The following is a 3,297-nucleotide window of genomic DNA, read 5'->3' as shown; positions in this document are numbered from 1 at the left end:
CGGGCACGTTCTCGATCACCAGTTCGGCGCCATCGACGGCCTCGGCGATCGTCTCGACGAAACGCACTTTGCCGGCACCAGTCCCGGGCGCCTCGATGTCGAGACGGTCGAGCACGCCGCCGGCAAGATCGAGCATGCCGCGGGCGCGCTCGATTGCCCCTGGCGAAACGTCATACGCCGTCACATCGAGCCCGCCGCGCGAAAGCCGCGCGGCGATGCCTGGACCCATCGTTCCCAGTCCGATGAGAGCGGCGCGCTTGATCATCATGCGGCCTTTGCGGGAGCAGCAGTGGTTGCCGCCTTGAAGGCCGGCCGAGCGGCGATCGCGGCCACCCAGCGCTCCAGATTGGGCATTGACGGCCGGTCGATCTTGAAGTCGACGCAGCGCTTCAGGATCGGCGCGCAGGCAATGTCGGCAAGGGTCAGCTTGCCGAGCGCCAGGAAGCCCTTGCCGGCCAGGTGGCCGTCGACGATCTTGAGCTGCGCGACAAGGTCCTTCACTTGTTCCTTGTATTCGGCGGTCTGTTCCTCGGGCGTGAGCTTGGCGCCCTTGAAGGCCGCCAGGTAGCCCGGATTGACTGCCGCCAGCAGGAAGTCCATCCAGCGCTCGACCTCGGTCTTTTCCGCCGGCGTGGCGCCATTCAACTGTTCGCCGCCGAATGCCGCGAGATAGCGCAGGATGGTGTTGGACTCCCAGATCACGGTGTCGCCGTCGACCAGCGTCGGCACCTTGGAGGTCGGGTTGAGCGCCTTGTATTCCGCCGTCTGCGTGTTCTCGAACTGGCGGCCATAATCCTCGCGCTTGTAGGACGCTCCCAACTCTTCGAGCATGAAGAGCACCTTCTGGACGTTGCCTGATGTCTGGCGGCCTAACAGCTTGTACATGTCTTCTCCTCGCTAGTGTCCAGGGCCTACTTGCTCGCCGGCAGCGGCTTGTAGACGATGGCGTCCATTTCGATCTTGGTGTTGATGACCGCTTTTGCCTCGACGGTCGTGCGCGCCAGAACGGCGTCGCCGATCCCTTCGAGGAACGCCTTGTTGTAGCGGCCGAAATCGCGCGTATCCTCGAGATAGGTGGTGATCCGCACGACATCCGACAGCGTCGCGCCTTCATGCGCGATGACGCGCGCGATGGTCTTCAGCGTCGCCAGCGTCTCTTCTTCGATCGTGCCGCTGATCATGTTGTTATTCTCGTCTTTCGGCACCTGGCCCGAGACGAAGATGAAATCGCCGGCACGCACCGCCGGATGAAACGGCAGGTTCGGGTTCTTGTTGCCGATGGCGTAGTGGCTGGCGGATTTTCGCGTGCTGTCGCTCAACATATCCCCCTAGAGAACGCTGGTTTCGATGATGTCGACGCCGCGGATGCGATCGATCAGGTAGACGATGCCGCGGTCGTCGATGGTCACGTCGTTGGACGAGGAACGCTCCGCGCCCTCCGGCGCGTCGGGCATGAAATGACCGACTTCCTTTGGCGCGAACGGATCGGCGATGTCGACGAGGCGCAGCCCCTGCGCGAACCACGCAAACGGAATGACGGTTCCATTGAACCGCTCGGAAGGCTGATGGCAGCCGGTCATCTGAGGCTGCGGTGAACCGTCCGTGTCGAGGCCTGGCACCTGGAAGGTCGAGATCGGCAACGGGTTGGTCTCATCAGTGATGTCGTAAATCCAGGTGAAGGCCGGCGGCGATGGCCGAAGCTTGGCGACATCCTCGTCCGCCACCACCATGATGTTGCGGCCTTTGAGCGGCTGTGGAATCGGCAGGCAGGTGTGCGTGGGATGCGGAAAGCTCGGGCTCGAATTGACGTGCGAGACCAGCTTCGGCTTGGTGATGTCCGAAATGTCGAGGATGAACAAGCCATGATGCCAGTAGCTGACATAGAGCCTGTCGCCCATTCGCAGCGGATGGTGACAGCGCGGCGTGACATAGTCGTGCCAAGGATACTCTTCGCCGCCCCCGGTCCACTGGCCCGGTATCCACCAGCGTCCGACCTCGACCGGCTTCGCGGGATCGATCAGGTCGAGGATCATCACGATGTTGCCGACATAACCGTCGGCGGTCGGCGATATGTAGGCGTAACGGCCGTCGAAGTCGTAGCGGTGGACGCCCTTGCCGCCGGTTATCCATTTCGAGATGAGCTTCGGCTGTGCCGGCTTGGTGGTGTCGTAGAGCGCCAGTCCGCCGCCGAAATCAGCCGGGCCGGCGTCGCCAAAGCGCTCGTGGTTGATGATCATCAGTCCGTCCTTGGCGCGCACCTTGTGCGAGTGCCAACCGGGCGGGACATCGATCGTCGTAATTTTGCGCGGATTGCGCGGGTCGGAAATGTCGACCAGCGTCGTGCCGCTCGGCGGCCGCATGTGGCCGATATAAAGGATGTTGCCGTCGACCCAGACCTGACCGCCGCCTGGGCAGTCGACATGGCCGATCTGCTTTGTGTTGAACGCCGAAACCAAATGCATACGCCCTTGCTGCTGAAATTCCATTTCGATGTCCACGCCGCCAATGGCGGCGTGGACATTGCCTGCCGGAGGACCGGAACTAGACGAGACGGAGCAGATCGCCGGCCTGGTTGCGGCCCCAGCGCTTGTAGAGGAGCAGCGCCTTCTGCGTCGGCGCATCGGTGGCGCCGAAGAAGATCACCGGCTCGCTCGACGAGCCGTTGACATGCTCGACCCAGGAACCGCCGGGTATGGCGATGGTGTCGAACTGGTTCCAGTCATAGCGTTTGCCGTCGATGATCGAATGGCCGTTGCCGCGGAACGGCGCCAAGAGCAGGCTGGCGGTCTCGCGCTGCGGCAAGGTCTTCTCGCCGGGGCGCAGCATCTGCACGTAGAAATTGATGGTGTGGAAGACGGGTCCGCCGGTCGTCGGATCGACATAGTCGATGACGATGCCTTCATGGGGGTCGCCATCCCAATCCTTGTGGGCGTCGAGAACCGCTTCCATCTTCTCCCAGCGATAGACATACATCGGCGACGACAGGCCGCCGCCGCGCTTGTGGTCGACGAAACGCGGCATCAGGCCGCCTTCGCCATAGATGCGCTGTGAGTAGTCGCTGGGGTAGCGGGCGGTCTGCACCTTCTTCTCGACTTCCTTGCCGTCGACCATCTCCGTGTATTTGTGATCGAAATGGACGGCATGCAGCGTTTCGACCAGCGGCAGGTCGAGCACCGACAGGTTGACCGCCTGCTCGCCGCCAACGGTGCCATGATTGTGCCAGGCGTCGTTGGGCGTCAGCACCATGTCGCCCGGGCCGAAGACCACGTCTTCGCCCTCGACGCCGGTGAAATTGCC

5 protein-coding genes are annotated in these 3,297 nt (G+C 62.8%); all 5 read right to left on the bottom strand.

Going from position 1 to position 3,297, the window contains the following annotated elements; translation table 11 throughout:
- On the bottom strand, positions 1–265 hold a 265-nt coding region (locus ENZ75_RS26110; protein ID WP_245481243.1), incomplete at its 3' end, for a 3-hydroxyacyl-CoA dehydrogenase NAD-binding domain-containing protein.
- Positions 265–885: a glutathione S-transferase family protein gene (locus tag ENZ75_RS26105; RefSeq protein ID WP_128278424.1), complete on the bottom strand. Its 621-nt coding sequence runs from the start codon at positions 883–885 to the stop codon at positions 265–267. The genes ENZ75_RS26105 and ENZ75_RS26110, both read right to left, overlap by 1 nt.
- Before the next feature lie 26 nt (positions 886–911).
- Entirely contained in the window at positions 912–1,322 is a 411-nt protein-coding gene (locus ENZ75_RS26100; RefSeq protein ID WP_013529860.1) for a RidA family protein, read from the bottom strand.
- A gap of 6 nt (positions 1,323–1,328) precedes the next feature.
- On the bottom strand, positions 1,329–2,486 hold the full coding sequence (locus ENZ75_RS26095) for a hypothetical protein (protein WP_013529859.1): 1,158 nt from the start codon (positions 2,484–2,486) through the stop codon (positions 1,329–1,331).
- Positions 2,487–2,541: 55 nt separating this feature from the next.
- Positions 2,542–3,297: gentisate 1,2-dioxygenase (locus tag ENZ75_RS26090; RefSeq protein ID WP_128278423.1), on the bottom strand; the 756-nt coding region annotated here is incomplete at its 5' end.

Source organism: Mesorhizobium sp. M7A.F.Ca.CA.002.04.1.1, from assembly GCF_004022805.1.
GTDB classification, from domain to species: Bacteria; Pseudomonadota; Alphaproteobacteria; order Rhizobiales; family Rhizobiaceae; genus Mesorhizobium; species Mesorhizobium ciceri.
The sequence above is the reverse complement of the archived record's forward strand: the minus strand, read 5'-3'. Positions and strand labels throughout refer to the sequence as shown.